Below are 21,520 nucleotides of genomic sequence, written 5' to 3'. Positions count from 1 at the left end.
GTCCGGGGATCAGGATCAGGCGAGCGAGGCGATGACCTCGCGGACCTTGGCGTTGATCTCGGCCGGGATCGGGGCGTAGCCGTTCTCGGTGAGGACCTTCTGGCCCGCGTCGGACGAGGCGTAGTTCAGGAAGGACTTCAGGGTCGGGAGCGTCTCGGCCTTGTTGCCCTTGTCGCAGACGACCTCGTACGTCACCAGGACGATCGGGTAGGCGCCCTCGGCCTTGGTCGTGTAATCGAGCTTGAGCGCCAGGTCGGAACCGGTGCCGGCGATCTTGGCGGCGGCGATGGCCTTGGAGGCGTTCTCGCCGGTGGCCTTGACCGGAGCGGCGGCGCCCGTGTTCACGTCCACGGTCTTGATGCTCTGCGAGGAGGCGTAGGAGAGCTCGAAGTAGCCGATCGCGCCGTCGACGGCCTTGACCTGGGAAGCGACACCGGAGGAACCGGAGGCGCCCTGGCCGCCGGGGGCCGGCCACTTCTTCGCGGCCTCGTAGGTCCAGGCCTCGGGAGCGGTCGCCTTGAGGTACTTGGCGAGGTTCTCGGTGGTGCCCGAGTCCTCGGAGCGGTGGAACGCCTGGATCGCGGTGGAGGGAAGCGCGACGCCGGGGTTCAGCTTCTTGATCGCCTCGTCGTCCCACTTCTTGATCTTGTCGTTGAAGATGTTGGCGATCGTGGGGGCGTCCAGGGCCAGCTTGTCCACGCCGGCGACGTTGAAGCCGATGGCGATCGGGCCGCCGACCATCGGCAGGTCGACGCCCTGGCCGCCGGTGCAGATCTTCTTCGAGTCCTCGACCTGCTCGGGCTTCAGCGCGGAGTCCGTACCGGCGAAGCCGACGGTGCCCTGGTTGAAGGCGACGATGCCCTCACCGGAGGAGACGGACTTGTAGTTGACCTCGACGCCCGAGCAGGCGGCCATGTAGTTCTTGACCCACAGGTCGACCGCGTTCTTCTGCGCGGAGGAGCCGGAGGCCAGGAGCTTGCCCTTGGCGCCTTCGCACTTGATGTCGCTCGCGGCGGCGGAGGGCTTGCCGGAAGCGGTGCCGTCGGTCTTGGTGTTGTCGTCCGAGCCGCACGCCGTGAGGACCAGGGCACCGGACACGACGAGGGCCCCGAGGGCGGAGGCGCGGAGCCGGTTCTTGCGCTGAAGCTTCACTTTCGGGTGTTTCCTTCCAGAAGCCGCCGGCCGCTTTCTGTATCGGGGCGGCGTGCGAAGAGGACTACGTCGGTTGCCCGGAGGAGCCGCCGCCTTGGCGGCGACTCGCCCCTTGCGTCTATGAAGTTAGGCAGATCAGGTGAAGCGGCCGACCGGGGTAAGTGAACGGATGGTGAACCGTGGCGGACGGGGTGGTGCGATGCGGCGCGGGCGCCGGTAGTCGTCATCTTCCGTTATCCCGCCGTTACCGGCGCGTGACGGCCGCCGTGGGCGGTGCGGCGCCATCGCCGGGCGCCTGCCCCCGGACCCCCGCGCCTCAAACGCCGGCGGGGCTGAAGAGGTCACACCCCGGCGGGGCTGAAAGGTCACACGCCGGCGGGGCTGGAATCGGCCAGTTTCCAGATGTGGTGGAAGGTGGCGCGGGAGGCCTCGACCTCGTGGCGCTGGTCCGCGTGCAGGACGCCGAGCGCGTAGGCCGTGGCGGGGGCGATGCGCGGGGTGCGGGCGGCCGTGGCCGAGGCCGCGGCGGCCTCCGCGGCGTCCCGGTGGTGGTCCAGGGCCTCGCCCGCGGCCGCCAGCTCGGCCACGTCCTCGCCCAGCGCCTCGCGCGCGTACAGGTGGACCCGCAGGAGGCGGCGTACCTCGTTCCACGGGCCGTCGTGGTCCTGGTTGTACGGGTGCGAGGGGCAGGGGGACGGCAGCGAGGCCACCGCCGTGGACAGGCGGGATCCGGCCACCGCCGCCAGCGGGCTCAGGACGTCGTCGACCGGGCCCCGGGCCGCGATCGGGTCCAGCGGGACCTCGGAGGCCATGACCGCCACCGCGTCCGCGACGGCGTGGAAGCGCGAGGAGCCGAGCGCCTGGAGGGTCGCCGAGTGGGCCCGGGTGCGCGACAGGGTCAGCTGGCGCTCCAGCAGGGCGCCCGCGCGGGCCGAGCCCACGGTCAGGGAGCCCGCGGAGGCGCGCGTCGCCGGGACCTCGGAGGTCCCGGTGAGCCGGTGCAGGGCGTCCATCAGCCGGGCCAGCCGGGCGGCGTACGCGTGCTCGTCGGCCAGCGTCGAGGAGAGCCAGACCAGCTCGGTGCGCAGCGAGTCCGCCCAGGAGGAGTCGGCGACCGGCCGGAAGGTGGCCAGCGAGGCCGAGATCCGGTGCGCGGCCCCCCGCAGGCCGCGCGCCGCCTCGCCGCCCCCGGCGGCCCCGCTCGCCGTGCCCTCGTCGTGTAGGCGCAGCCCGCGCAGGAAAGCGGTGGCCTGCGCGCGCAGGTACGCACCGAGTACGTCGCCCGCTATCGGGTCATGGTTTGGCTGAGCCACGCCGGCGCCTCCGGGCGTCTATGAGCATCTCCTGTACGTGCCGCAGCGGCTGGCCCTCGCCGTCCGTGCTGTGCCGGGTCCATTCGCCGTCCGGGCCCAGGTGCCAGGAGGAGGTGGCCTCGGACATCCCGGTCTCCAGCAGCCGGTCCAGTGCCGCGCGGTGGGCCGGGTCGGCGACCCTGACCAGTGCCTCGATACGGCGGTCGAGGTTGCGGTGCATCATGTCGGCGCTGCCGATGTACACCTCGGGTTCGCCGCCGTTGCCGAAGGCGAAGACCCGGGAGTGCTCCAGGAAGCGGCCGAGGATCGAGCGGACCCGGATGTTGTCCGAGAGCCCGGTGACTCCGGGGCGGATCGCGCAGATGCCGCGGACCCAGATGTCGATGGGCACGCCCGCCTGCGAGGCCCGGTAGAGGGAGTCGATGAGCGCCTCGTCGACGATCGAGTTCATCTTGAGGCGCACGTACGCGGGGTGGCCGGCCCGGTGGTGGGCGGCTTCCTTGTCGATCCGGGAGATCAGGCCGTCGCGCAGCGAGCGCGGGGCCACCAGCAGCCGGCGGTAGGTCTCGCGGCGCGAGTAGCCGGACAGCCGGTTGAAGAGGTCGGAGAGGTCCGCGCCGACCTGGGAGTCGGCGGTGAGCAGGCCGAGGTCCTCGTAGAGCCGTGCCGTCTTGGGGTGGTAGTTGCCGGTGCCGACGTGGGAGTAGCGGCGCAGCGTGTCGCCCTCCTGGCGGACGACGAGCGACAGTTTGCAGTGGGTCTTGAGGCCGACGAGGCCGTAGACGACGTGGCAGCCGGACTCCTCCAGCTTGCGTGCCCACTTGATGTTGGCCTGCTCGTCGAAGCGGGCCTTGATCTCGACGAGTACGAGGACCTGCTTGCCGGATTCGGCGGCGTCGATCAGGGCGTCCACGATCGGGGAGTCGCCGGAGGTCCGGTACAGGGTCTGCTTGATCGCCAGGACGTCCGGGTCGGCGGCCGCCTGCTCCAGGAAGGCCTGCACCGAGGTGGAGAAGGAGTCGTACGGGTGGTGCAGCAGCACGTCCCGTTCGCGCAGCGCGGCGAAGATGTCGGGCGCGGACGCGGACTCGACCTCGGCGAGGTCGCGGTGGGTGCCGGCGACGAACTTCGGGAACTTCAGCTCGGGCCGGTCCAGCGAGGCGATCCCGAAGAGCGCGGTCAGGTCCAGGGGGCCGGGCAGCGGGTACACCTCGGAGGGGTTGACCTTCAGCTCCTGCACGAGGAGGTCCAGGACGCCGGGGTCGATGGACTCCTCGACCTCCAGGCGCACCGGCGGGCCGAAGCGGCGCCGCATGAGCTCCTTCTCCAGAGCCTGGAGGAGGTTCTCGGCGTCGTCCTCCTCGACCTCCAGGTCCTCGTTGCGGGTCACGCGGAACATGTGGTGCGCGAGCACCTCCATGCCGGGGAACAGCTCCTCCAGGTGCGCGGCGATGACGTCCTCCAGCGGGACGTAGCGCTGCGGGGAGGCCTCCAGGAAGCGGGAGAGGAGCGGCGGGACCTTGACGCGGGCGAAGTGGCGGTGGCCGCTGACCGGATTGCGTACGACCACGGCCAGGTTCAGGGAGAGGCCGGAGATGTACGGGAACGGGTGCGCGGGGTCCACGGCCAGCGGGGTGAGCACAGGGAAGATCTGGTTGCGGAACAGGGTGAAGAGGCGCGCCTGCTCCTTCTCGGTGAGGTCGGGCCACCGGATGAGGTGGACGCCCTCCTCGGCGAGCTGCGGGGAGATGTCCTGCTGGAAGCAGGCGGCGTGGCGTGCCATGAGCTCGCGCGAGCGGGTCCAGATGAGGTCGAGGACCTCACGGGGCTGCAGGCCTGAGGCCGAACGGGTGGCGACGCCGGTCGCGATGCGGCGCTTGAGGCCGGCGACGCGGACCATGAAGAACTCGTCGAGGTTGCTCGCGAAGATCGCCAGGAAGTTCGCCCGCTCCAGGAGCGGGGTCGCCGGGTCCTCGGCGAGCTCCAGCACCCGCTCGTTGAAGGCGAGCCAGCTGCGCTCCCGGTCGAGGAAGCGGCCCGCGGGCAGTTCCCCGGCGTCCTTGTCCTCGTAGGCGTCCAGGTCCGCGTCGAGATCCGGTTCCAGATCGACGTGCGGGCGGTGGGCGGCTATGGAGCCGAGTCGCGCGTGAGCGCCGCTGGTGGCGCGCGAGGCAACGGCTTCCGCGGAGGCCGCGGACGCGTGGGACGGCTGCTGCGCGGGGACCTCGGTGGGGCCGGCGCCGGGCTTGTGGCTCATGACTCCATTCTTCCGCGCACGCGGCAGGACAGGCGCGTCGGAAGTGTCGGCGGTCAGTCGGAGTCGGGGCTGCATGCGGTCAGCTTCGCGAGCGTGCATTAATGCCCGGTTAATGGCATGTGGCTTCCCGGCTCTGGCTGTGGTGCCGGCTGGTGCACGATCCGTCGCGGCGGGGGTGGGGTGCTTGCCGGGTGCCGGGTGCCGGGTGCCGGGTGCCGGGTGCCGGGGGGCGCGGGGGTGCCGGGCCGGTGCGGCGCCGTTGCGGGGGCGCTGCCCCCGGGCCCCCGCGCCTCAAACGCCGGCGGGGCTGGATTTGGCGGTGCTCTGCCCCGGCCCCGCGCCTCGAATGCCGGCGGGGCTGGATTTGGCGGGGCTTTGCCCCGGGCCCCCGCGCCTCGAATGCCGGCGGGGCTGGATTTGGCGGGTGCGCTGCCCCCGGGCCCCCGTGCCTCGAATGCCGGCGGGGCTGGAATTGGTCAGCTTTCCGTGCGGTACATCAGGTCGATCTCGTGGGTGGAGAAGCCGAGGCCCTCGTAGACGGCGAGGGCCGCCGGGTTGTCGGCGTCCACGTAGAGCATGGCGGTGGGCAGGCCGGCCGCGGCCAGGTGGCGCAGGCCGATCGCGGTGAGGGCCTTGCCGAGGCCGCCGCCCTGCGCGCCGGGGCGTACGCCGACGACGTAGACCTCGCCGAGCCGCTGCTCGGCGTGCACCTTCGTCCAGTGGAAGCCGACGAGTTCGCCGTCGCGCTCGGCGAGGAAGAAGCCCTTGGCGTCGAACCAGGGCTGTGCGACGCGGTCGTTCAGGTCCCGCTGCGTGAGCGAGCCCTGCTCGGGGTGGTGGGCGAAGGCGGCGGCGTTGGCGACCAGCCAGGCGGTGTCGTCCGCGCCGGGCACGAAGGTCCGTACGGTGACGCCGGGTGGCAGGACCGGCTCGGGCAGCGGGGCGGCGTCCGGGCCGAGCGGGCGGCGCAGCTGGCGCAGTTCGCGGAACAGGGTCAGGCCGAGGACCTGCGCGAGGTGGCGGGCGGCGGACTTGCCGCCGTGCGCCCACACCCGGATCCGCTTGCCGGAGGCGGCCAGCAGCGCGGTGCCCAGCGCCCGGCCGTGGCCGCGCCCGCGCATCGAGGGGTGTACGACGAGTTCGGCGGCGGGGGCTTCCACCGGGTCGGTGTCCTCCAGTTGCCCGTATCCGGCGAGGCGGCCCTTCTCGGTGAGCAGGAAGTGCCGGATGCCCTCGCGGGGGCCGCCGCGCAGCTGGAGGCGGCCCTGCTCGGACACGGCGGTGGTGCCGTCGGTGCGGGCCGCGTCCGCGATCAGGGCGAGGACGGAGTCGGCCTGCTCCTCCGTCAGTTCGTCGAGGGTCTCGATCCGGCGTCCCGGCTCCAGGGCCGCTGCTGCGTCGTCAGTCATGGGGCGAGCCTACGACCACGGCGGGAGCCTGTCCGGGTGCGGGCGCGGCGGCCTTTCGAGCGGGGGCGCGGCGGCATCGCGGAAGCGGGCGCGACGGCCGTCCGTCGTTCGCGTGTAACCAGCTCGATACCAGGTACCCCCTGTCGCGCTACGCGCGTTGACTCTAGGCTTCGGCAGACCTCCCAAGATGTATCGCTGTCCGCAAAGGGGACTAAATGTCAGCGACGCCACAACGGCACCGCCGAGCCCGCCGGTTGACCTTCACCGCCCTCGCCGTCACGACGGCCGCCGGTGCGATGGTCGCCGCCGCCCTTCCGGCCGGAGCCGCGAGTGGTGGCGGTGGCGGCCACGACCACGGCCTCACCGTCGACGTACAGATGCTGTCGTTCAACGACCTCCACGGCACGCTGGAGCCCCCGCAGGGCTCCTCGGGCACCGTGACCGAGCGTCAGGCCGACGGCACCACCAAGGCCATACCCGCGGGCGGTGTCGAGTACCTGGCGACCGGCCTGCGCGAGGCCCGCAAGGGCCACCCGTACTCCGTCACGGCCGCGGCCGGCGACATGATCGGCGCCAGCCCGATGGTGTCCGGCCTCTTCCACGACGAGCCGACCGTCGAGGCGCTCAACGACCTCGGCCTGGACGTCTCCAGCGTCGGCAACCACGAGTTCGACGAGGGCAAGACCGAGCTGCGCCGCATGCAGTACGGCGGCTGCCACCCGGTCGAGGGCTGCTTCGAATACGGCAAGACCTTCGAGGGCGCGGACTTCAAGTACCTCGCGGCGAACGTCGTCGAGGAGAAGACGAAGCGCCCGATGATGAGCCCCACCTTCGTCTGGAAGAAGGGGGACGTGAAGATCGGCTTCATCGGCGTCACCCTGGAGGGCACGCCCGACGTCGTGACCGCCGACGGGGTCAAGGGCCTCCAGTTCGGCGACGAGGTCGAGACGATCAACAAGTACGCCGAGCAGCTGAACAAGCAGGGCGTGAAGTCGATCGTGGCCCTGGTCCACGAGGGCGGCCTGCCCGCGAGCGGCGCCTACAACTACGACTGCGACGTGCCGGGCGCCGGCGCCGGCGTCTCCGGTGCCATCGTCGACATCGCGAAGAACGTCTCGCCGAAGGTCGACGCCCTGGTGACCGGCCACACGCACCAGGCGTACGCGTGCAACATCCCCGACCCGGCGGGCAACCCGCGCACGGTCACCTCGGCAGCCTCCTACGGCCGGCTGTTCACGGACACCACCCTCACGTACGACCGCAAGACCAAGGACATCGTCCGTACGCCGGTCAGGTCGCCGAAGCCGGTCCAGAAGGTCGTCGACCGGGACCAGCCCAAGGCCCCGGACCTGACCGCGCTGATCCAGCGCTGGAACGCGCTGGCCGCGCCGATCGCGAACCGTCCGATGGGCTACATCTCCGCGGACATCCCGGGCCGCGGCTCGGCGGAGTACGAGAAGCCGCTCGGCGACGTGATCGCCGACGCGCAGCTGGAGGCCCTGGCCCCGGCCGCGAAGGGCGGCGCGCAGATCGCCATCATGAACCCGGGCGGCATCCGCGCCGACCTGGCCTTCAAGGCGGCGGGCGCCGAGGGCGACGGTGTGGTGACCTACGGGGAGTCGTACACGGTCCAGCCGTTCACCAACATGATGAACGTCGTCGACCTGACCGGCGCCCAGCTGGTCACCGCGCTCCAGCAGCAGGTCAGTGGCCCGGTCAACGGGCCGAACCCGAAGATCCTGCAGATCTCCAAGGGTCTGACCTACACCCTGGACACCACCAAGGCGGGCGCCGAGCGCATCGTCGTGGACTCGGTGAAGCTGAACGGCGCGGCGATCGACCCCGCCAAGACCTACCGGGTCGCGATGAACGAGTTCCTCGCGGGCGGCGGTGACGGTTTCACCGTCCTGAAGGAGCACAAGAACAAGCTGGTCGGCGCGTCCGACCTGGACTGCTTCAACGCCTACCTGGCCGCGCACTCCTCGGCGGCCGCGCCGCTGGCGCCGCCGGCGGCGGACCGGATCACGGTCGTCAAGTAACACCTCCATCCCCTGAGGGGCGGCGGGCCATCGGCCCGCCGCCCCTTCGGCGTTCTACGGGAGGGTGGCCAGGAAGGCGCGGACGGCCCCGGCGAAGCCCTCCGGGTCCTGGAAGGGCACGAAGTGCTCGGTGTCGAGGGCGGCGTACGAGGTCCCGGGGCGGCGGGCGACCATCGCGTCGGCCTGCTCGCGGGGGAGGACCTCGCTGCGCAGCCCGTGGACGAGCAGGGCCGGGCAGTGGCCGGCGAGCCAGGCGTCCCAGTGGGAGCCGTCGCCCGCGGCGAGGGTGGCCAGGGTGGCCCGCGGGTCGAAGGGGAGGCGCCAGCCGGTCCCGTCGGGCAGCGGGCGCAGGGTCTGTGCGTAGGCGGGGCCCAGGGTCGGGCCGAGGGCGGTGAGCAGCTCCTCGCGGGTGGGCGCGGTGTACGGGAGCCCGTGCAGGAAGTCCCACGGGCTCGGGCGGGCGGCGGCCTGGGGCGGGGACTCGACGGGGGCGTCGACGTTGATCAGGGCGGACACGAGGTCGGGCCGGGCGGCGGCCAGGTGGTAGGCGTTGATCCCGCCGAGGGAGAAGCCGAGGACGGGCACCGGCCCGCCCGGGTCGAGGTGTTCCAGCAGGGCGGCGGCGTCGCTGACGTATCCCTCGCGGCTGTACTCGGGTGCGAGGTCGGAGTCGCCGTGGCCGCGCTGGTCGGGGGCGATGACCCGCCACTCGTCGCCGAGGGCGGTGGCCAGGGCGGCGAAGTGCGCGCCCTCGGAGATGCCGCCGTGGAGGGCGAGCAGCGGGCGGCCGGCGCCGCCGAAATCCAGGTAGGACAGGGTGCGGTCGTCGATCTTCAGCTCGTGGCGCATGGCGTTGCTCTCCCCTGTGTGCGGTTCGGTGGGCCGGTCATCAGCCTGCCACCGGTTGGGCAACTGCGCAATACGTTCGTGTAGGGCACTTGCCCAACCGCTTGCCCGACTGCTCGTCCAACCGCTTGCCCGACTGCTCGTCCAACCGCTTGCCCGACCGCTCGTCCAACCGCTCGTCCAACCGCTTGTCCGGCGCCCTGCCCGAATCGGGCGCGGATACGATCCGGCCATGGGAAATCGCGAGGACCTGCTGGCCGGAGCCCGGCGCTGCCTGGAGGAGAAGGGGTACCTGCGGACCACCGTGCGCGACATCGCGGCCGCGTCGAACGTGAGCATGGCCGCGATCGGCTACCACTTCGGCTCCCGCGACGTGCTGCTCAACCAGGCGCTGTTCGCGGCCATGGACGAGTGGGCCGCCGGGTCCGGCAGGCTCACGGGGCAGGGCGACACCGCCCGGGAGCGCTACGCCGACACCTGGGACCGCAAGATCCGCGACTTCGCGGACACGCGCTGGCTCTGGACCGCCTCGGTCGAGGCCTTCGTGCACGCGCAGTCCTCGCCCGAGCTGCTCGCGATCCTGGCCGAGGGGCAGCGCCAGAACCGCCGCATGGTGGCCGCGCAGCTGCGCGCGGTGCCGCAGGAGGCGGTCGAGGAGGAGGACGTACGGGCCCTGGGGTCGGTGCACATCGCGCTGCTCACCGGGGTGATGGTGCAGTGCCTGACCGACCCGGAGCAGGCGCCCGACGGCCGGGAGATCGCCCAAGGGCTGCGCGCGCTCGTGGAGTTGCTCGAAAGCTGAAGTTTACCCGTGGGTAGTAATGCCGGGCTCCGCGCGCCATAATCCCGCCACCACTGGGTCGGCAAAGGGGCGGGCATGGGCTTGGACACGGGTACGGGCACGGGGCGCGGCGCGGGGCTGGGGCGGCGGGGGTTCCTCGCCGGAGCCGCAGCCGTCGGGGCCGGCGTGGCGCTCGGGGCGGGGGCCGGGGCGGCGTCCGCGCAGGCGCTGTCGACGCGGGACTGGATGGCCGGACTCGGCGACTCCACCGCCCTGCAGCGGATGACGATCCCCGGCACCCACGACTCAGGCGCCCGCCAGGGCGGCCTCTACGTCGCCTGCCAGAACACCTCCATAGCCGAGCAGCTCGACTCCGGGATCCGCTTCCTCGACGTGCGCTGCCGGGTGACCGGCGGATCCTTCGCCATCCACCACGGCGCGTTCTACCAGAACCTGATGTTCGGCGACGTCCTCGCCGCGTGCTGGAACTTCCTCGCCGCGCACCCCTCCGAGACCGTCCTGATGCGGCTCAAGCAGGAGTACTCTGAGGAGGGCGACGCCACCTTCCGCGCCGTCTTCGACGACTACCTCGACAACCGGGGCTGGCGGCCGCTGTTCAAGATCGCCGACGCGCTGCCCACCCTCGGGCAGGCGCGCGGGAAGGTGCTCCTGCTCCCCGACAACGGCGGCCTGCCCGGCGGCCTGCGCTACGGCGACGGCAACGTCTTCGACATCCAGGACGACTACATGGCCGAGCCCTTCGCCAAACGCGGGAAGATCGAGAACCACTTCCGCAAGGCCGTCACCCAGCCCGGCAAGTTCTTCATGAACTACACCAGCACGGCCGCGGCCCTGCCGCCCCGCTGGAACTCCGACCGGCTCAACCCCCAGGTGCACGCCTTCGTCGACGGCTCGGAGCTCGCCGGCCGCACCGGGCTCGGGATCGTCCCGATGGACTTCCCCAACACGCGTTCCGGCCTGGTCGCCTCACTCATCCGGCACAACTGACGGCTGCGCGGGCGGCGGTGGCGTCGGCGCGCCGGGGATGCGGAGCACCGCCTCCGCGCCCGGGCCGCCGCCGGCCGGTGCCCGCAGCTCGGCCGTGCCGCCCGCGCGCAGCACCGTACGGGCCACGATCGACAGGCCGAGGCCGCTGCCGGGCAGCGCGCGGGCCGAGGGGGAGCGCCAGAACCGCTCGAAGACGTGCGGGAGGTCGTCGGCCGGGATGCCGGGCCCGTGGTCCCGCACGGTCAGCTCGCCCGCCCGCAGCGAGACGGCGACGGCGCCGCCCGGCGGGCTGAACTTGACCGCGTTGTCGAGGACGTTGACCACCGCGCGCTCCAGGGCCGCGGCCTCACCGCGTACGTACCAGGGCGCCAGGTCCGAGGCGAATTCCAGCTCCGGACCGCGCAGCCGGGCCCGGGACAGCGCGGCGCCCGCGATCTCGTGCAGGGCCACCACGCCCAGCGGGCCGGGCGAGGCCGCGTCCGGGCGCGACAGCTCCTGCAAGTCGCCGATCAGCGAGGCCAGTTCCGTCATCTGCGCCTTGACCGAGGCCAGCAGCTCCTTGCGGTCCTCGGGCGGGATGGCCCGGCCGGTCTGCTCGCTGCGCGCGAGCAGCTCGACATTGGTGCGCAGGGAGGTGAGCGGGGTGCGCAGCTCGTGGCCGGCGTCCGCGATCAGCTGAGCCTGGCGCTCCTGGGAGGAGGCGAGCGCGGCCGTCATCGAGTTGAAGGAGCGCGACAGCCGGGCGATCTCGTCGTCGCCCTCGTCGGGGATCCGCACGGTCAGGTCCTCGGTGCGGGCGATGTGCTCGACGGCGCCCGTCAGTTCGTCGACCGGGCGCAGCCCCGTACGGGCCACCCACAGGCCGGCGGCGCCGGCGCCGACCACGCCGATGCCGGAGACGAGCAGGAGCACCCAGGCCAGGGTGGACAGCGTCTTGTCGACGTCGGTCAGTGGCTTGGCGACCGAGATCCCGAAGAGCGGCGAGTTCGGCGTGACCCGCGCGGGCTGGGTGTAGACGCGCATTTCGATGCCGTCGGCGGTCGTCACGTCGTGCAGGGTGGCATTGCGGCTGCCCGCGGCGATCTGCTTGTCCACCTCGGTGACCGGCAGGGTCGACGGGCCGCTCACCCAGCAGTGGCTGCCGTCGGCCGTCACGATCTGCACGGACGCGTTCAGGTTCCCGGCGATCTGCTGGCCGGGCTGGGTGGGCTGGGTGGGTGCCTGCTCCGGGCACGGGCGGCCGTCGCGCAGGACGCTCCGTACCTCCGCGGCCGCGTTCGTGGACATCAGGGACCGGTCCAGCTGGTCACGCAGCTGCGCCCGCACCATCACCCACGACACGGCGGCGACGGCGGCCACCGCCACCGCCACCGCGGTCGCCACCAGCAGCGCGAGCCGCGAGCGCAGCGGGAGGGCGCGGAATCTGGCGATCGGGCTCACTCGGGGCCGCTCTCGCCCGCGCGCAGTACGTAGCCCACTCCGCGCACGGTGTGCACGACGCGGGGCTCACCCCCGGCCTCGGTCTTGCGGCGCAGGTACATCACGTACACGTCCAGGGAGTTGGAGCTCGGCTCGAAGTCGAAGCCCCACACGGTCTTGAGGATCTGCTCGCGGGTCAGGACCTGGCGCGGGTGCGCGAGGAACATCTCCAGCAGGGTGAACTCGGTACGGGTGAGCTCCACCAGGCGCCCGGCCCGGGTGACCTCGCGGGTGGCGAGGTCCATGCGCAGGTCGCCGAAGGCCAGGGCGTCCTCGGGCTCGGTGCTCCCGGCGGAGGGGGCGGCGTAGGAGCTGCGGCGCAGCAGAGCGCGGACGCGCGCGAAGAGCTCGTCCAGCTCGAACGGCTTGACCAGGTAGTCGTCGGCGCCCGCGTCGAGGCCGGTGACGCGGTCGCCGACCGTGTCGCGGGCGGTCAGCATCAGGACGGGCGTGGTGCTGCCTGAGGCGCGCAGCCTGCGGGCCGCCGTCAGGCCGTCCATCCGGGGCATCTGGATGTCCAGGATGATCAGGTCGGGGGCGTACGAGGCCGCCTTGTCGAGGGCGTCGAGCCCGTCGACGGCGGTCTGCACGCCGTACCCCTCGAAGGCCAGGCTGCGGCGCAGGGCCTCGCGTACGGCCGGTTCGTCGTCGACGACGAGGATGCGCTGCTGGTCGCCTTCGGCGCTCATGTGGGGTCCCCCAGGGGTGGTGGTCGGTCTTCTACCAGGCTCGCACGGGCCGCCTAGAAGGAAGTCCCGAAACCGTTGGTGCCGGTGCTGCCTTCGCTGTCGCCGCCGCCCGTGCCGCCCGAGCCGCCCTTGCGGAGGGAGGGCAGGTCGGCCTTGATCGTGTTGACGGGGATGGCGAAACCGAGGCCGACGCTGCCGGCGGAGCCGCTGCCGCCGGAGGGGGAGTAGATCGCGGAGGGCATGCCCACGATCTCGCCGTTCAGGTTGACGAGGGCGCCGCCGGAGTTGCCGGGGTTCAGGGAGGCGTCCGTCTGGATGGCCTTGTACGAGGTGGTGTTCGAGCCGGTGTTCCCGTTGAACTGCTTGCCGCCGTAGGAGAACGGGAAGCCGTCCTGCGGGGACTGCTGCTGCTCGGACTTCGGGACGTTCACCTCGCGGTTCAGGGCGGAGACGATGCCGCTGGTGACCGTGCCGGTGAGGCGGTCGGGGGAGCCGATGGCGACGACCTCGTCGCCGACCTTGACCTTGTCGGAGTCGCCGAGCTTGGCGGGGGTGAGGCCGCTCGCCCCTTCGAGCTTGATGAGGGCGAGGTCCTTGTCCGGGTCCGTGCCGACGGTCTTCGCGGTGTACTTCTTGCCGTCGCTCATCGTCACCTGGATCTTGGTGGCGCCGTCGATGACGTGGTTGTTGGTGACGATCTCGCCGTCGGCGGTGATGACGACGCCGGAGCCGGTGCCCGTGCCGGCGGCGGTGCTGGTATCGATGCGGACGACGGAGGGGCTGACGTTCTCGGCGACGCCGGAGACGGTGCCTGTGTTCGACTGCGAGATGTTGCTGCCGTTGACGCCGGTGCCGGTGGCGCTGCCGTTGTCCAGCAGCTGCTGGACGGCCGCGGCGGTGCCGCCGCCGACGACCGCGGCGGCGAGTGCGACGGCGGCGAGGAGGGCGACCGGGCGCTTGGCCCGGGCGTGGCCCCGCGGGGCGGCGGGCGCGGCGGGGGCGGCCTCGCCCCAGGTGGCCCAGCCGGTGCCGGTGCCGTTTCCGCCGCCCCCGCTGCCCTGGGGGACGGTCTCGCCCTGGATGACCGGGGGCACGTGCGCCTCGTGCCAGCCCGGGGCGGCCGGGGGGTACGCGGGCGGCGGGGGGTACGCGGCGTCCTGCTCGAGCCGGTCACGACCGCGCCGCCGGTCCTCGCCGAAGGGGGCGGGCTGCTGGGGGAGGTCCTGGGGGTACTCGCCTTCGCGGCGGAAGCTGTCCGTCATGGATACGACTGTGTCCGCGGATCATGAGAGCTTCCTGAGTCCCCGCTGAGAAGCCCGACAGAACCGTGTATGCCCGATATAAGGCCGGGTTGGGTCGCCGCCCTCCAGCCCGCGGCCCTTCAGCCCGCCGGCGTACGAGGCACGGGTCCGGGCAGCGCCCGGAGCGGCCGGCGGCTAGCGGCAGCCGCAGGAGCGGCGGATCACCAGGGCCGACGGGAACTGCTTCAGGCGCTCGCGGCGGGAGCCGGCCACCCGCAGGGAGTCGTCCAGGACGAGGTCCACCGCCGCGCGGGCCATCGCCGGGCGGTCCGAGGCGATCGTCGTGAGCGGCGGGTCCGTCAGGGCCGCCTCCTTCACGTCGTCGAAGCCGGCCACGGCCAGCTCCCCGGGCACGTCGATGCGCAGCTCGCGCGCGGCCCGCAGCAGACCGATCGCCTGGTCGTCCGTGGCGCAGAAGATCGCCGGGGGCCGGTCCGGGCCGGCCAGGACCTCCAGGGCGACCTTGTACGCGTCGTAGCGGTTGTACGGGGCCTGGAAGAGCCGGCCCTCCACCGAGCGGCCCGACTCCAGCATCGCCCGGCGCCAGCCCTCGACGTGGTCGGCCACCGGGTCGCCGACCTCCGGCGTGGTCTCGACACCGCCGAGGCAGGCCACGTACTCGTGCCCGTGCTCCAGCAGGTGCCGGGTGGCGAGCTGCGCGCCGCCGATGTCGTCCGTCACGACCGCGACGTCGTCGATGGCCTCCGGGCGCTCGTGGAGCAGGACGACCCGTGCGTCCCAGGCCTCGATCTCGGAGGCGGCGCGCTCGCTCATGCCCTGGCTGACCAGGATCAGGCCCGAGACCCGCATGCCGAGGAACGCCCGCAGGTAGTGGACCTCGCGCTCGTCCCGGTAGTCGGAGTTCCCGACCAGCACCATCTTTCCGCGCTCGGCGGCGGCCTGCTCGACCGCGTGCGCCATCTCCGCGAAGAACGGCTGGCGGGCATCGGGGACGATCATGCCTATGAGGTCGGTGCGCCGTGAGGCCATCGCCTGGGCGACCCGGTCCGGGCGGTAGCCCAGCTCCTTGATCGCGGCGAGGACACGCTCGCGCGTGGCCGGGGCAACCGGCCGGGGTCCGTTGTTGATGACGTAACTCACGACGGCGGTCGAAGTACCCGCAAGTCGTGCCACGTCATCCCGCGTCACCTTGGCCACGCGCGGAAGTCTACGCGGGGTGACCAGCCTCTGGGCAGGGCGCCCGGAGGTGGTCGTTCCCACAGGCTCCCTAGTCCATCCGGGTGAGCGCCGCGGCGGCCTGTGCCGCGGCCTCCGCCGCCGCCTTCGTGGCCGCCTGCGCTGCCGCTTCCGCCGCCGCCCGCTCGACCTTCTCCGGGGTGACGAAGCGGTAGCCGACGTTGCGGACGGTACCGATCAGCGACTCGTGCTCGGGGCCGAGTTTCGCGCGCAGCCGCCGTACGTGCACGTCGACGGTCCGGGTGCCGCCGAAGTAGTCGTAGCCCCAGACCTCCTGCAGCAGCTGCGCGCGGGTGAAGACCCGGCCCGGGTGCTGCGCGAGGTACTTCAGCAGTTCGAACTCCTTGAAGGTGAGGTCCAGGACCCGCCCCTTCAGCTTCGCCGAGTACGTCGCCTCGTCGACCGACAGGTCGCCGTTGCGGATCTCCATCGGGGAGTCGTCCGAGCCGAGCGCCTGGCGCCCGGTGGCCAGGCGCAGCCGCGCCTCGACCTCGGCCGGTCCCGCGGTGTCGAGGAGGACGTCGTCGATGCCCCAGTCGGCGGTGACGGCTGCGAGTCCGCCCTCGGTGACGACGAGGATCAGCGGGCAGCCCGGTCCCGTGGAGCGGAGCAGCTGGCACAGCGACCGCACCTGCGGCAGGTCGCGGCGGCCGTCCACGAGGATCACGTCGGCGCCCGGGGTGTCGACGAGGGCGGGGCCCTCGGCGGGCGCCACCCGGACGGTGTGGAGCAGCAGGCCGAGGGCGGGCAGCACCTCGGTCGACGGCTGCAGGGCATTGGTCAGGAGCAGGAGGGAGCTCATGCCCCACCACCTACCCCGGTCGGGCTGTGGTGTGCGTGCGTGTGCGCCTGCACGGTTCGCTGGTCCATCACGTCGGTTCCTCCTCGGTCCCGTCGAGGACTTTCGCGGCACTGCTTCGTACGACTTGCCTGGTGTCCGCCCGGTCCCCGCGCCCTGAGGTCCGGATGGATACCACTGTTCTCGGTCCGTTCAACGTGCTGAAAGCACAAAAGGACCCGGGGGCTACGTTGCCCGGATCCTCTCGCCAGCAGAATAGCTCACCCGCCCTGGCCGGGCCGAGGCTTCGAAGGTGGCTCTTCTGTGGTTCGCACCACCCCGTGATCTGCTTATGCGCCGGTTTCACCGGATCGGCGGACTGATCGCGGGCCGCCCGGGCGCACGCGGGGCGCGCGAAGCCACGCCGGGATCGGGGGCTCGAGGGTTCATGATGGAGGCCGACGGCAGAGCGCCGACGAGAGGAGCGTGCAGTGGCAACCGGAACCATCCGCTACTGGGCGGCGGCGAAGGCCGCGGCCAAGACGGCGGAGGAGCCGTACTCGGCGCGGACACTGGCCGAGGCGCTCGACGCCGTGCGGGAGCGCCACCCCGGGGAGCTGACCCGGGTCCTGCTGCGCTGCTCCTTCCTCGTGAACGAAGAGCCGGTGGGCAAGCGCCCGCACGATCGCGTCGAGCTGACCGAGGGGGGCACCGTCGAGGTGCTCCCGCCGTTCGCGGGCGGGTGAGCGGAGTCCGATGAGCACGCCCGAAGAACAGCAGCGGCAGCAGCAGGAGCAGGAGCTGTACCTGCAGCAGCAAGCGCAGTATCAGGACCAGCAGCCCCAGCAGCCCCAGGAGCAGCCGGACCCGTACGGGACCCAGACCTGGCAGGCTTCGACGTGGGACACCTCCTACCAGCCGGTCCAGAGCCCGCTCGACGGCGTCCCGGCGCAGTATCCGGACCCGTACGCGGGCCCGGCGGCGGTGTGGCCGGAGGGTGCCGGGGCCGAGGGATACAGGGCCGAGGGGTACGGGGCCGAGGGCTACGGGGCCGAGGGCTTCGGGGCCGAGGGCTTCGGGGGCGGCGCTCCCGACCACGGCGCCGCGCCCGCCTACCCGCAGACGGCCGCGCCGGACCACTGGTTCCGCGAGGAGCCCCCGGCCGCCCAGCAGTACACCGCCCAGCCGCAGGCCCCGGCCGCCGGGCAAGAGTGGGGCGAGGGTGCGTACGCGCCCTCCTACCCCGGCCCGACGGATCCGCCGGGGCAGGTGCGGCAGACGGCCGCGCCGGACCACTGGTTCCGTGAGGAGCCCGCGGCCGCCCCGCCGCATGCTTCCCAGCCGCAGCCCCAGGAGTGGGCGGACTCGACCGCCTACCTCCCGCCGCAGTCGGCGGCGGACCCGGCGCAGGCAGCGGTGCCGGCACCGGCTCAGGCACCCGCCCCGGAGCCGGGGCCGCCCGGGGAGGAGCCCGCGTACTCCCCGCCCACCCTCGCGGGCAACACCCTGCGCGCCGTCGACCCGGCCCAGGCCCGCGCCGAAGGCCGTTCGCCGATCATCGACCCCGGCCCGCAGGCGGCCATACTGACCGCCGCCCTCGGGCTGGTCATCGCGGCGGCCGCGGCCCTCGGGAAGCTCGCGCTGCTCGCACCCCTGATCGCCCTCCAGGGCCTCACCGCGGCCGGCTGGTTCCGGCTGAACGGCATGTGGCCGGCCCGGCAGGGCATCGCGCTGGCCTTCGCCGGAGCCGTCGTCGCCGACGTGGCCGTGCTCGCGGTCGACGACGCGTACGGGCCCGGTGCGATCATCGGCACGCTCGGCGCCTGGGTGCCGCTCACGCTGGTGCTCCAGCTGCGCAGCCAGGCCGATCCGGACGAGCGGATGTACGGGCTGATGGCCTCGGTGGCCTCGGCCGCGCTCGCCATCGTCTGCGCCGGCTACCTGGCGGCCGACTCCGCCGCCGCCACCGTGGGCGCGGCCGCCGTGGCGGTGGCCGCCTTCGCCCGGGCGCTGCCGCTGCCCACCGTGCCCTCGGTCGGCGTCTCGCTGGCCGCCGCGGCCGGCGCGGGCATCGCGGTCGGCGGGCTGACGTCCGTCGGGGCGGGCGGTGCGCTGATCGGCCTGGCGGCCGGGGTGTGCGCGCTGATCGGGCTGCGCGTGGCGGCGTACGACTACCCGTCCAAGTTCGTCCACATGACGGCTGGTGTCGCGCTGCCGCTGGCCGCGGCGGCTCCGGCGGTCTACCTGATCGGCCGGGTGGTCGGCTGAGGCCCCGGATGGTGGGCTGAGGCCCCGGATGGTGGGCTGAGGCCTCGCGCCCACACTCCCCGCGCCCCACACTCCGCGCGCCCCGCGCCCACCCGCCCCCCGCCGGCATGCTCACGGCGCCCTGACAGCCGGTCATGGTCCACTAGACAGCTGGTACCGATCGTCTGGGGGTGGGCGCGTGCGCGTCCTGCGTGTCGTTGTGATCATCGGAGTGGTCCTCGGTGGCCTGTTCGTCGGGCTGGACCGCTGGGCGGTCGGCTATGCCGAGAACCGGCTGGCCGACCGGATCCAGACCCGCCAGGGCCTTGCGGGCGGCGTGGAGGTGGACATCCACGGATTCCCCTTCCTGACCCAGGCGCTCTCCCACGACCTGGACGAGGTCGACCTGAAGGTGGCCGACCTCGACGTGGCCACCACGGACGGCCGCAAGACGCGCCTGTCCCGACTCGCCGTCACGTTCCACGGCGTGGAGCTGAACGGCGACTACAGCGGCGGCACGGCCGCGCGTGCCGAGGGCTCGGCTCTCATCACGTACGCCGACCTGAGCGCGGCGGCGCAGCCCGGGGTGACGGTCGCCTACGGCGGGGCGCCGGGCAAGGTGAAGGTCAGCGCGAGCGTGGAGTTCCTCGGCAAGACGATCAGCCGCAGCGTGGTGTCGACGATCTCCCTCGTCGAGGCCAAGGACGCGAAGGGTTCCAAGATCGTCAGGGTGCGCGCCGACGAGGTTCCGGGTGAGGGGCTCCCCGGGATCGAGGGCGTGATCCGCAAGAAGACCGACTTCGACCGGCGGCTCGACGGCGGTCTGCCGTCCGGGGTCCAGCTGACCGCGCTGACCTCCGACGAGGCGGGTGTGCACCTGACGCTGGGCGGTACGAATCTGGCTTTGGCCGGATAGTGAGACGGGTCGGTCCGACCCGCAGATGGGAGGGGTCGTAAGAGGGGCCCCCGAGGCCGGGACGGAGCCGTCGGCGAGGTTCTGATCCCAGTATTCGGACGATCCTGTCTCGGAATATGACACGGCGGTGACAGGGCGGCCGATTCGTCCCTACGATCCATGGCTATGAAGCATCAGCAGGCGGACCTCACGAAGCGACGGGCAGTAGACCTGTGTCGCGTCGCCGCCATGCTCTGTCGATCCATGTGACGTGTGAGCGCATCCCGCTCCATAGCCGGACGACGGCCTTCCGCTTTCCCGTGTGACCACCTCTGCCTCCCGCCCTCCTGAAGCCTCCCCGCAACAGGATCCGCGAGCGCACCCGGACGCACGCACCCAGCACGACCAGCACCACCCCGCCGCACACTGCCCCGGAGGAGAACATCATGAGCCGCAGCGACGTCCTCGTAGACGCCGACTGGGTCGAGGCCCACCTGAACGACGCGAACGTCGTCATCGTCGAGGTGGACGAGGACACGTCCGCCTACGACAAGAACCACATCACCAACGCCGTGCGGATCGACTGGAAGAGCGACCTCCAGGACCCGGTCCGCCGCGACTTCGTGGACCAGGAGGGCTTCGAGAAGCTCCTCTCCGCCAAGGGCATCTCCAACGACGACACCGTCGTCCTCTACGGCGGCAACAACAACTGGTTCGCGTCCTACGCCTACTGGTACTTCAAGCTCTACGGCCACCAGGACGTCCGCCTGCTCGACGGCGGCCGCAAGAAGTGGGAGCTCGACTCCCGCGACCTGGTCGACGGCACCGAGGTCCCCGGCCGCCCGGCCACCCAGTACAAGGCCAAGGCCCAGGACACCTCGATCCGCGCCTACCGTGACGACGCGGTCGCCGCGATCGGTACGAAGAACCTGGTCGACGTCCGCTCGCCCGACGAGTTCTCCGGCAAGCTGCTCGCGCCGGCGCACCTCCCGCAGGAGCAGTCGCAGCGTCCGGGCCACATCCCGAGCGCCCGCAACATCCCGTGGTCGAAGAACGCCAACGACGACGGCACGTTCAAGTCCGACGAGGAGCTCACCGCCCTCTACGCGGCCGAGCAGGTCGACCTGGCGAAGGACACCATCGCCTACTGCCGCATCGGTGAGCGCTCCGCGCTCACGTGGTTCGTGCTGCACGAGCTCCTGGGCCAGGAGAACGTCAAGAACTACGACGGCTCGTGGACCGAGTACGGCTCGCTGGTCGGCGTGCCGATCGAGCTCGGCGCCAACAAGTAATTCCGGGCACGCGACGCCCCGTAGTCATCCCTCTCTAGGACAGGACAGAGAACATGTGTGGAGCACAGATCGGCGGGCCCGACCTCTCGACGCTGAAGCCCGGCGAGACCGCCATCCAGGGCCAGGTCACCAAGGACGGCGAGCCCATCAGCGGTTACGTCCGCCTGCTGGACTCGACCGGTGAGTTCACCGCGGAGGTCCCGACCTCGGCGACCGGCCAGTTCCGCTTCTACGCGGCCGAGGGCTCCTGGACGCTGCGGGCGCTCGTGCCCGGCGCCCAGGCCGACCGCGCCGTGGTCGTCGTCGAGACCGGCGGCGTGACGGACGTGGCGATCGCGGTCTGAGTACCGCACTCGTGACCGTATGACCGGCCGAAGGGCCGCATCCCCGGGGGTTGGACGCCACTGGATCGGGGTGCGGCCCTTCGTGCCGTTCCCGGACCCGTCAGGGAACGGCACGGGCCCTTCGCGGGAGCGGGAAGCGGCTCTACCCTGAAGACATGTACGCCCGGCGGCGCCGCGCCTACTTCCTGCTCATGGGCGGATGCCTGTTCCTCTTCGTCTCCGCCTGGTCCTTCGTGCGCCTGTTGTCCGTCGAGGCCGCGGTCGCGCTGTGCGTGGTCGCCATGGTCATCCCGCCGGTCGCCGCGATCGTCGCGAACCGGCGCGGACCGGACGACCGCTGGTGGGACGACCCCTCGGGCGACGCGAAGTCCGACGAGTGGTGGGACGAACTGGACGGAAAGCGGCGTCCTGAGGATTGAAACCAGTCGATATAAAAACGTAATAAGGGTGCGTACAACATCCCCCCGCAGCAAGGTGTCATCTCTGTACGCGG

General features: G+C 72.1%; 20 protein-coding genes and 1 pseudogene. 11 read left to right on the top strand and 10 right to left on the bottom strand.

Translation table 11 applies throughout. The features are described 5' to 3' along the window. Positions 1 to 15 precede the first annotated feature (15 nt). From pstS to mshD, 4 genes are all read right to left on the bottom strand, one after another. Entirely contained in the window at positions 16 to 1,152 is a 1,137-nt protein-coding gene (pstS, locus tag J7F03_RS22725; protein WP_214952264.1) for a phosphate ABC transporter substrate-binding protein PstS, read from the bottom strand. Between the two features lie 365 nt (positions 1,153 to 1,517). Continuing rightward, positions 1,518 to 2,465 carry a CHAD domain-containing protein gene (locus J7F03_RS22720; protein WP_214952262.1) on the bottom strand — a complete coding sequence of 316 codons (948 nt, stop codon included), beginning with the start codon at positions 2,463 to 2,465 and terminating at the stop codon, positions 1,518 to 1,520. Beyond that, the gene (locus tag J7F03_RS22715) at positions 2,446 to 4,722 is read right to left on the bottom strand and encodes an RNA degradosome polyphosphate kinase (RefSeq protein WP_251072318.1); all 2,277 of its coding nucleotides are present in this window, start codon (positions 4,720 to 4,722) and stop codon (positions 2,446 to 2,448) included. The genes J7F03_RS22720 and J7F03_RS22715 overlap by 20 nt, the downstream gene beginning before the upstream one ends. Before the next feature lie 476 nt (positions 4,723 to 5,198). Then, a complete protein-coding gene (gene mshD, locus J7F03_RS22710) occupies positions 5,199 to 6,131 on the bottom strand; it encodes a mycothiol synthase (RefSeq protein ID WP_214952261.1) in 933 nt (310 codons plus the stop codon). A 215-nt stretch (positions 6,132 to 6,346) separates the two neighbouring features. Here mshD and J7F03_RS22705 point away from each other — a divergent pair, with 215 nt between their 5' ends. Then, the gene (locus J7F03_RS22705) at positions 6,347 to 8,170 is read left to right on the top strand and encodes a bifunctional UDP-sugar hydrolase/5'-nucleotidase (RefSeq protein ID WP_214952259.1); all 1,824 of its coding nucleotides are present in this window, start codon (positions 6,347 to 6,349) and stop codon (positions 8,168 to 8,170) included. Between the two features lie 54 nt (positions 8,171 to 8,224). Here the strand turns inward: J7F03_RS22705 and J7F03_RS22700 are convergent, their stop codons facing one another. Continuing rightward, positions 8,225 to 9,019 (bottom strand): alpha/beta fold hydrolase, encoded by a 795-nt coding sequence (locus J7F03_RS22700; RefSeq protein WP_214952257.1) that lies wholly within the window; start codon positions 9,017 to 9,019, stop codon positions 8,225 to 8,227. Between the two features lie 105 nt (positions 9,020 to 9,124). Between J7F03_RS22700 and J7F03_RS42720 the strand changes: the two are divergent. From J7F03_RS42720 to J7F03_RS22685, 3 genes and pseudogenes are all read left to right on the top strand, one after another. After that, a pseudogene (locus J7F03_RS42720) lies at positions 9,125 to 9,199 on the top strand (PT domain-containing protein); the annotation flags it as partial. A gap of 49 nt (positions 9,200 to 9,248) precedes the next feature. Then, the gene (locus J7F03_RS22690) at positions 9,249 to 9,818 is read left to right on the top strand and encodes a TetR/AcrR family transcriptional regulator (protein ID WP_214952254.1); all 570 of its coding nucleotides are present in this window, start codon (positions 9,249 to 9,251) and stop codon (positions 9,816 to 9,818) included. Positions 9,819 to 9,893: 75 nt separating this feature from the next. Further along, the gene (locus J7F03_RS22685; RefSeq protein ID WP_214952252.1) at positions 9,894 to 10,805 is read left to right on the top strand and encodes a phosphatidylinositol-specific phospholipase C; all 912 of its coding nucleotides are present in this window, start codon (positions 9,894 to 9,896) and stop codon (positions 10,803 to 10,805) included. Here the strand turns inward: J7F03_RS22685 and J7F03_RS22680 are convergent. The 5 genes from J7F03_RS22680 to J7F03_RS22660 all read right to left on the bottom strand — a co-directional run bounded on the left by J7F03_RS22680 (position 10,785) and on the right by J7F03_RS22660 (position 16,273). Beyond that, positions 10,785 to 12,245 carry a cell wall metabolism sensor histidine kinase WalK gene (locus J7F03_RS22680; protein WP_214952250.1) on the bottom strand — a complete coding sequence of 487 codons (1,461 nt, stop codon included), beginning with the start codon at positions 12,243 to 12,245 and terminating at the stop codon, positions 10,785 to 10,787. The two genes, J7F03_RS22685 and J7F03_RS22680, sit on opposite strands and share 21 nt — an antisense overlap. After that, complete coding sequence (locus J7F03_RS22675) at positions 12,242 to 12,973, bottom strand: response regulator transcription factor (protein ID WP_214952248.1); 732 nt, start codon at positions 12,971 to 12,973, stop codon at positions 12,242 to 12,244. Before J7F03_RS22675 ends, J7F03_RS22680 begins: the two co-directional genes overlap by 4 nt. Positions 12,974 to 13,026: 53 nt before the next feature. Next, on the bottom strand, positions 13,027 to 14,235 hold the full coding sequence (locus J7F03_RS22670; RefSeq protein ID WP_214952246.1) for a S1C family serine protease: 1,209 nt from the start codon (positions 14,233 to 14,235) through the stop codon (positions 13,027 to 13,029). Positions 14,236 to 14,409: 174 nt separating this feature from the next. Beyond that, positions 14,410 to 15,432 carry a LacI family DNA-binding transcriptional regulator gene (locus tag J7F03_RS22665; RefSeq protein ID WP_214952244.1) on the bottom strand — a complete coding sequence of 341 codons (1,023 nt, stop codon included), beginning with the start codon at positions 15,430 to 15,432 and terminating at the stop codon, positions 14,410 to 14,412. A gap of 70 nt (positions 15,433 to 15,502) precedes the next feature. Next, positions 15,503 to 16,273, bottom strand: a complete 771-nt coding sequence (locus J7F03_RS22660) for a response regulator transcription factor (RefSeq protein WP_214952242.1) — start codon at positions 16,271 to 16,273, stop codon at positions 15,503 to 15,505. 467 nt (positions 16,274 to 16,740) lie between these two features. Between J7F03_RS22660 and J7F03_RS22655 the strand changes: the two genes are divergently transcribed. The 7 genes from J7F03_RS22655 (at position 16,741) to J7F03_RS22630 (ending at position 21,446) form a co-directional block, all read left to right on the top strand. Beyond that, positions 16,741 to 16,995 (top strand): MoaD/ThiS family protein, encoded by a 255-nt coding sequence (locus tag J7F03_RS22655; protein ID WP_214952240.1) that lies wholly within the window; start codon positions 16,741 to 16,743, stop codon positions 16,993 to 16,995. A 10-nt stretch (positions 16,996 to 17,005) separates the two neighbouring features. Beyond that, positions 17,006 to 18,517: a hypothetical protein gene (locus tag J7F03_RS22650; RefSeq protein WP_251072317.1), complete on the top strand. Its 1,512-nt coding sequence runs from the start codon at positions 17,006 to 17,008 to the stop codon at positions 18,515 to 18,517. Positions 18,518 to 18,695: 178 nt separating this feature from the next. After that, positions 18,696 to 19,412, top strand: coding sequence for a DUF2993 domain-containing protein (locus J7F03_RS22645; protein WP_214952238.1), 717 nt, complete (start codon positions 18,696 to 18,698; stop codon positions 19,410 to 19,412). A gap of 159 nt (positions 19,413 to 19,571) precedes the next feature. Beyond that, on the top strand, positions 19,572 to 19,661 hold the full coding sequence (locus tag J7F03_RS42715) for an Ms5788A family Cys-rich leader peptide (protein ID WP_350875872.1): 90 nt from the start codon (positions 19,572 to 19,574) through the stop codon (positions 19,659 to 19,661). Positions 19,662 to 19,837: 176 nt separating this feature from the next. Beyond that, positions 19,838 to 20,683 carry a sulfurtransferase gene (locus tag J7F03_RS22640; RefSeq protein WP_214952236.1) on the top strand — a complete coding sequence of 282 codons (846 nt, stop codon included), beginning with the start codon at positions 19,838 to 19,840 and terminating at the stop codon, positions 20,681 to 20,683. 53 nt (positions 20,684 to 20,736) lie between these two features. Continuing rightward, positions 20,737 to 21,027: a DUF1416 domain-containing protein gene (locus tag J7F03_RS22635; protein ID WP_214952234.1), complete on the top strand. Its 291-nt coding sequence runs from the start codon at positions 20,737 to 20,739 to the stop codon at positions 21,025 to 21,027. A gap of 155 nt (positions 21,028 to 21,182) precedes the next feature. Next, positions 21,183 to 21,446, top strand: coding sequence for a DUF3099 domain-containing protein (locus J7F03_RS22630; RefSeq protein ID WP_214952232.1), 264 nt, complete (start codon positions 21,183 to 21,185; stop codon positions 21,444 to 21,446). Positions 21,447 to 21,520: the final 74 nt, after the last annotated feature.

The sequence above is a fragment of the Streptomyces sp. ISL-43 genome (genome assembly GCF_018614195.1).
Taxonomy (GTDB): Bacteria; Actinomycetota; Actinomycetes; order Streptomycetales; family Streptomycetaceae; genus Streptomyces.
This window is presented reverse-complemented; position numbering and strand designations above follow the sequence as displayed.